At 65.6% G+C, this 6,332-nt stretch carries 6 protein-coding genes, 1 tRNA gene and 1 pseudogene; 7 read left to right on the top strand and 1 reads right to left on the bottom strand.

The window, feature by feature from the left end:
* From C5O79_RS13530 to C5O79_RS13520, 3 genes and pseudogenes are all read left to right on the top strand, one after another.
* Positions 1 to 215: pseudogene (locus C5O79_RS13530) on the top strand (acetyl-coenzyme A synthetase); the annotation flags it as partial.
* An 83-nt stretch (positions 216 to 298) separates the two neighbouring features.
* Positions 299 to 643, top strand: a complete 345-nt coding sequence (locus C5O79_RS13525) for a DUF4212 domain-containing protein (RefSeq protein WP_122474192.1) — start codon at positions 299 to 301, stop codon at positions 641 to 643.
* Positions 644 to 646: 3 nt separating this feature from the next.
* The gene (locus C5O79_RS13520; protein ID WP_122474191.1) at positions 647 to 2,662 is read left to right on the top strand and encodes a sodium:solute symporter family protein; all 2,016 of its coding nucleotides are present in this window, start codon (positions 647 to 649) and stop codon (positions 2,660 to 2,662) included.
* Positions 2,663 to 2,751: 89 nt separating this feature from the next.
* Here C5O79_RS13520 and C5O79_RS13515 read toward each other — a convergent pair.
* Positions 2,752 to 2,842 (bottom strand) — tRNA-Ser (locus C5O79_RS13515).
* 186 nt (positions 2,843 to 3,028) lie between these two features.
* Between C5O79_RS13515 and C5O79_RS13510 the strand changes: the two genes are divergently transcribed.
* The 4 genes from C5O79_RS13510 to C5O79_RS13495 all read left to right on the top strand — a co-directional run bounded on the left by C5O79_RS13510 (position 3,029) and on the right by C5O79_RS13495 (position 6,332).
* Complete coding sequence (locus C5O79_RS13510) at positions 3,029 to 3,658, top strand: LysE family translocator (protein ID WP_122474190.1); 630 nt, start codon at positions 3,029 to 3,031, stop codon at positions 3,656 to 3,658.
* 45 nt (positions 3,659 to 3,703) lie between these two features.
* Complete coding sequence (locus tag C5O79_RS13505) at positions 3,704 to 4,120, top strand: hypothetical protein (RefSeq protein ID WP_122474189.1); 417 nt, start codon at positions 3,704 to 3,706, stop codon at positions 4,118 to 4,120.
* A 353-nt stretch (positions 4,121 to 4,473) separates the two neighbouring features.
* Positions 4,474 to 5,565: a toxic anion resistance protein gene (locus C5O79_RS13500; protein ID WP_122474188.1), complete on the top strand. Its 1,092-nt coding sequence runs from the start codon at positions 4,474 to 4,476 to the stop codon at positions 5,563 to 5,565.
* 20 nt (positions 5,566 to 5,585) lie between these two features.
* Positions 5,586 to 6,332 (top strand): VWA domain-containing protein, encoded by a 747-nt coding sequence (locus tag C5O79_RS13495; RefSeq protein ID WP_046546111.1) that lies wholly within the window; start codon positions 5,586 to 5,588, stop codon positions 6,330 to 6,332.

Genomic DNA, 6,332 nt, shown 5'->3' with positions numbered 1-6,332 from the left:
CGCTGGCGAAGACGCTGCGCGACTGGGTCGGCAAGCAGATCGGGCCGATTGCGAAGCCGAAGGACATCCGCTTCGGCGACAACCTGCCGAAGACGCGCTCGGGCAAGATCATGCGGCGCCTGCTGCGCTCGCTCGCGAAGGGCGAGGCGATCACGCAGGACACGTCCACGCTCGAGAACCCGGCCATCCTCGAGCAGCTCGCCGAAGTGCGCTGATCGTACCGGTTGCGCATCACGCGCACGAGCCCCTGCGCGGCAATCCCGATTGCCCGAGCAGGGGCTTTTTGTTACATAACGGCATGACCGCTCCGACCCGTCCCGCGCCTGCCGCGCCACCGCCCGTTCCCGAGCCGCTCGCCCGTGCCCATGCGCGCTACTGGCGCTTCAACGTCGCGCTGATCGCGGTGCTGATGGTGATCGGCTTTTCGGTGTCGTTCATCGTGCCGTTCTTCGCACCCGCGCTCGCGGGTATTCGCTTCGCCGGGTTCAGCCTGCCGTTCTACGTCGGCGCGCAGGGCGCGATTCTCGTGTATCTCGTTCTGATCGTCGTCTACATCGGGCTGATGCAGCGCGCGGACCGCACGCTGCGCCGTGCGTACGACGACCATGCGGCACGCGCCGGCCTTGCGAACGGCGGGCGCTGATTCATGCTGACGCGCCGACTGATCCGCGCCTATGCGCTCTACACGCTCGGGTTCCTCGGGTTCGTGCTGCTGATGTGGCGGATCGAGCGGGCCACCGGCTCCGGCGTCTGGATCGGCTACGTGTTCCTGTTCGTGCCGATTGCCGTGTATGCGGTGATCGGGCTGCTGTCGCGCACGTCCGATCTCGTCGAATACTACGTAGCTGGGCGGCGCGTACCGTCTGCCTTCAACGGGATGGCGACCGCGGCCGACTGGCTGTCGGCCGCATCGTTCATCGGCCTGGCCGGATCGCTCTACGCGACCGGCTACGATGCGCTCGCCTACGTGATGGGCTGGACGGGCGGGTTCTGCCTCGTCGCGTTCCTGCTCGCGCCGTATGTGCGCAAGCTCGCGCGTTACACGATTCCCGATTTTCTCGGTACGCGCTTTTCGAGCACGGCCGTGCGCGCGCTGGCGGCCGGCGCGGCGATCCTGTGTTCGTTCGTGTACCTGGTCGCGCAGATCCAGGGGATCGGCCTGATCGCGACACGCTTCATCGGCGTCGATTTCGCGATCGGGATCTTCTGCGGGCTCGCGGGCATTCTCGTGTGCTCGTTCCTCGGCGGAATGCGCGCGGTCACGTGGACCCAGGTCGCGCAGTACATCATCCTGATCAGCGCGATCCTGATCCCGGTGTCGCTGATCGCGATGAAGAACGGGCTCGGCCCCGTGCCGCAGTTCAATTACGGCAAGCTGATGGAGCGCGTCGCGGCGCGCGAGGCGCAGGTGCGCGATGCGTTCGACGAGCAGCAGGTGCGCGACGCATACCGCCGGCAAGCGGCGGATATCCAGACGCGGCTCGACTGGCTGCCGGCGTCCTATGCGGATGCGCGCCGGCATCTCGTCGACCAGCTTGCCGACCTGCGGCGCCACAACGGGCCGCTGCGCGAGATCAGCCAGCGCGAGCGCGAGCTGGCCGATTTCCCGCGCGATCCGGCGGCGGCGCGTGTCGCGTGGACGCAGATCCGTGACGATCTGTTGGCCCGGGCCGAGCCGCCCGTGCCGATGCACGAGCCGTTTCCCGCTGCGAGCGACGACGAACGCAAGCCGCGCGAGCGGAATTTCCTTGCGCTGCTGCTGTGCCTTTCGTTGGGTACGGCGAGCCTGCCGCATATCCTGACGCGCTACAACACGACCACGTCGGTCGCGTCGGCGCGTCGCTCGGTCGGGTGGACCTTGTTCTTCATCGCGCTGTTCTACCTGAGCGTGCCGGTGCTCGCGGTGCTGATCAAGTACGAGATCCTCGCGAACCTCGTCGGGCGCCCGTTCGCCGAATTGCCGGCGTGGGTCACGCAATGGCATCACTTCGAACCCGACCTGATCAGCGTCGTCGAGGTGATTCGCGACGGCATCGTGCACTGGTCGGAAATACAGATGCAGCCGGACATGGTCGTGCTGGCTGCGCCGGAGATCGCCGGGCTGCCGTATGTCGTGTCGGGACTGATCGCGGCCGGTGCGCTCGCCGCGGCGCTGTCGACCGCGGACGGGTTGCTGCTGACGATCGCGAACGCGCTGTCGCACGACGTTTACTACTGCATGGTCGCGCCCGATGCGTCGAGCCAGCGGCGCGTGACGATCTCGAAGGTGCTGCTGCTCGGGGTCGCGCTGTTCGCGTCGTATGTCGCGTCGCTCAATACCGGGAAGATCCTGTTTCTCGTCGGCGCCGCGTTCTCGCTGGCGGCCTCGAGCTTCTTTCCGGTGCTCGTGCTCGGCGTGTTCTGGAAGCGCACGACGACGCGTGGCGCGATTGCCGGGATGGTGACGGGGTTGGCGGTGTGCGTGTACTACATCGTGTCGACCTATCCGTACTTCACGCAGTTGACGGGGTTCGCGGGCCGCACGTGGTTCGGGATCGAGCCGATCAGTTCGGGGGTGTTCGGGGTGCCGGCGGGGTTCGCGGTGGCGATCGTGGTGAGTCTGTTTGACCGGAAGCCGGATGAATATACGCGGGCGCTGGTGGATTACATCCGGCATCCGTGACGCGGGGCGCCGCGGGAGGACGCGGCGCGTGACGGCGCGGTAAAAAGAAAAGCCCCTTAATCCGGGGGATCAAGGGGCTTCATGCATTCTGGCGGAGAGAGGGGGATTCGAACCCCCGATAGGCGATTAACCTATACACGCTTTCCAGGCGTGCGACTTAAACCACTCATCCATCTCTCCGGAAGACCGAGAGTATAGCAAACTCTGGCGGCAATCCGCCACTCCGTCCGGCGATCCATGTAAATCGGACGGGTCGCGAGGTCGGCGGCCCGCCAGACGACCGTCGAACGGGCGGTCTCGCCGTCGTGCGATCATCCTCCGTCCACCTGTATTTTCCAGCCCTGCATTCAACAGGAGCGCCACGCCATGTCGCTGTCCGCCTTGCTCGCTTTTGCCCTGATCCTGTGCGTCGGCGTCGCGACGCCCGGTCCGACCGTGTTGCTCGCGATGAGCAACGGCTCGCGGTACGGATTGCGTCACGCGATGGTCGGCATGCTGGGTGCCGTCACGGCCGATGTCGTGCTCGTTGCGCTGGTCGGGTGCGGCCTCGGGATGCTGCTCGACGCGTCGGAAACGGCATTCGTCACGCTGAAGCTGGCCGGCGCGGCATGGCTTGCCTATGTCGGCGTGCGGATGCTGCTGTCGTCCGGCGGCTCCGCCGCTGCGCAGGCGCTCGATCACGCGACGCCCGATCGCCGGACCGCGTTCCTGAAGAGCTTTTTCGTCGCGATGAGCAACCCGAAGTACTACCTGTTCATGTCCGCGCTGCTGCCGCAGTTCGTCGACCGGTCGCACGCGATCGCGCCGCAGTACGCGATCCTCGCGGCGACGATCGTTGCGATCGACGTCGTCGGGATGACCGGCTATGCACTGCTCGGCGTGCATTCGGTGCGCGTGTGGAAGGCCGCGGGGGAGAGGTGGCTGAACCGGGTCAGCGGGGCGCTGCTGTTGATGCTCGCGGGCTACGTCGCGCTGTATCGCAAGGCCGCGAACTGACGCAGTGATGCTTCGGGAACATACCCGTCGCCAACCGGCCCGGCGATGAAGCCGATCGAGCGCTTCACGCTCGAAACGCACGACGGTCCGTATGAAACGTGGCCGTCGCGCACGCATGCGCGCGTGAACGGCGAACGTTGCGGCCTCACCGTTTCCGGCTATGTACTGCTCGGCCAGTTCGAGACGCCGGACGCCTATCTGCTCGTCACCGACTACGACTGCCTGTTCGAGGAGGCCGTCACGTTCACGCTCGCGTCGAAGGATCCGCTGAAGGCACTCGCGCGGCGCACGGTCGGTGCGATGTACACGTCGTGCCATCTGGACGACATGACGTGGGCCGACGACCGGCATTTCAGCGCGACGTTCGTGGGCATCGACGGACGGTGGGATTTCACGATTCGTGACCGATCGGTTCCGTTCATCCTGCCTCGGCTCGGGATGAAACACGTGCAGCCTCGATAACATGCGACCGGCATTTACGTGCGTCCCGCCCACGCATGTACGCCGTCGGAAACCCGCCAGAACACGCGGTTTCATTTCTCTTTCGTATTGATCAGACATGTAAGTTTCGACGTGTCTGAATCCTGCATGGCCCACCTGCATCGCGGCAGGAACGGCGACGGTCGGGTTTCACTTCGATCCATCACATTACAAAATGAATGGCAATTGAAAGAATTCCTTCCCTTGACGCAAGGCGCTCGAGCCATTTATTGTCCGTCTGCCGCCCGTGAGAGAGCACGACGGCAATCGCGGATGCGCGCTTCGCGCGCATGACAACACGCAGCAGAAAGCAGAAAAGGAAACGTGGTAGCCACATGAAGCCGCTATTCGACGACAAGAACTCCGATGCGGTCAGCGATCGTCCTTTCACCCCGTCTTCGTCACCCGTCGTCGTGCCTGCCGCCGCCGTCGCCATGCCGGCAGCGCGCGCGGCGGAGAACGTCCGCCTGATCACCGTCGACGAGATCGACCAGCTCGGCGCGACGCAGGGCACGCGGATCGCGGCCTTCTCCCAGCAGATTCTCGCCAGCGTCCGCGCGTCGGACGCCGACCAGTTCGGCGACAAGCTCAACGAACTGATCGCGACCGCGAAGGGGCTCGACCCGCGCGGCGCCGACAAGGGCGGCCTGCTCACGCAGGTCACGCGGCTGTTCCGCTCGACCAAGGAGAAGCTGCTGTCGCAATACGAGTCGGTGAGCAAGCGGATGGACACGCTCGTCGTCGAGCTCGAGAACCATGCGCAGCGCCAGAAGGCCGGCATCGACGAGCTCGAGCGGATGTACAACGACAACTACGCGCTGCACCAGGAGCTCGCGCAGTCGAAGGCGCACGGCGAGACGGCGCTCGCGGCGCTGCGTGCGCATCTCTCGGCCGGCCAGCAGCCGGTGGACGACGCGTTCGCCGCACAGCGCCTGCTCGACGTGAAGCGCAAGGTCGACGCGCTCGAAAGCAAGCTCGACGACCTCGACCGCGCGATGCTGATGTCGAAGCAGCTCGCGCCGCAGATCCGGATGGAGCAGGACCAGAAACGCACGCTGACGTCGAAGTTCATGACGATCAAGACCGTGCTGATCCCCGCGTGGACCAACGCGTTCGCGCTCTACCTCGAGCAGCTCAGCACGAAGCGCGCGGCGGCGCTCGCCAATGCGACGTACGACGCGGCCGACGAGGCGATCCGCGCGCAGGCCGACCTGAACCGCCAGAACGCGCAGGAAGTCGCGAAGCTCGGCCAGCGCCCGGTGATCTCGACCGACACGTTCGAATACGCGCAGCAGCAGCTGTTCGGCGCATTCGACGACATCACGCAGATCATCGCCGACGGCCGCCGCCAGCGCGAGCAGGACGCGCCGCGCCTGCGCCAGCTCGAACAGGACCTGATCACCCGATTCGCTCCGAAGCACAACTGAAAGAACCGAGAGAACACCGCATGATTACGCTTGAGAAACGCGCGGCGAAGGTCGCGATCGTCCTCGAAAAACGCCAGATCCTGAAGCCGCCCGTCGTGCGCGTCGGCGCGGCGCTCGACATCTCCGGCTCGGCGAAGCCGCTGTACCAGTCGGGCGTGATCCAGGACACGCACGACCGGATTCTCGGCATCGCATTGAAGTTCGACGACAACGGCGAAGTCGATACGTGGACCTTCACCGAAGGCTACAACCGCCTGCCGACCGCGACGCCGGACAACTACGGCTCGTACATCTCCGATCACGTGCTCGAAGCGCGGATCGACAAGTGGGGCGGCACGCAGTACGCGCCGGTGATGAACGACATCGTCGACTTCTTCTTCCGCGCGCCGGAGCCGTCGCCGAAGCGCGAAGAGAAGCGCGGCTTCCTGAGCCGGCTGTTCGGCGGAGCGGACGAGACGCCCGCGCCGGCCGCCGCCGCGCCGGTGAACGGCCATCTGCCTGCATGGGTGCTGTTCGTCACCGACGGCCAGAACCCGAAGAACGACCGCAAGCGCGTGCGCCAGCTGCTCGCCGAGTCGCAGCACTACCCGCTGTATTGGTCGCTCGTCGGCGTCGGCGATCCGAGTGAATTCGGCTTCCTCGCGGAAGTCGCGGGCGAGATGCCGAACGTCGGCTTCCTGCATCTCGAATCGCTCGACGTCAGCGACGAACAGATCTACGAACAACTGATCACGCAGGAATTCTGCGACTGGGTGCGCGCGAAGTAA

It is taken from the genome of Burkholderia sp. SRS-25 (assembly GCF_004343765.1).
In the GTDB taxonomy this organism is placed as follows: Bacteria; Pseudomonadota; Gammaproteobacteria; order Burkholderiales; family Burkholderiaceae; genus Burkholderia; species Burkholderia contaminans.
Note: the sequence above shows the minus strand (reverse complement) of the source record. Positions and strands in the feature narration are given on the sequence as shown.